Origin of the sequence: Bacillus cereus group sp. BfR-BA-01524 (genome assembly GCF_022662595.1) — a bacterium.
GTDB classification, from domain to species: domain Bacteria; phylum Bacillota; class Bacilli; order Bacillales; family Bacillaceae_G; genus Bacillus_A; species Bacillus_A thuringiensis_S.
The window spans coordinates 1-224 of sequence record NZ_JAKUDW010000447.1; the positions used below are offsets into that span (position 1 = coordinate 1).

The window sequence follows — 224 nt, forward strand, 5'->3', positions numbered from 1 at the left end:
TGTTGACCTTGATGATGGTGATGCCCTTGGTGCGTTTGATAAAGAACAGCCTGTGGATGTATATGCTGGTGTCCGTGGTGATGTACTTGTTGTTGATGACCATGTTGGCCTTGGTGATGATGGTGTCCATGATGACCGTGTTGGCCTTGGTGATGATGGTGTCCATGATGGCCGTGTTGACCTTGATGGTGGTGGTGTCCATGTTGGCCGTGTTGACCTTGATG

1 pseudogene is annotated in these 224 nt (G+C 50.0%); it reads right to left on the bottom strand.

The annotated features are described in order from the left end of the window. Nucleotides 1–224: pseudogene (locus MR170_RS31825) on the bottom strand (hypothetical protein); the annotation flags it as partial.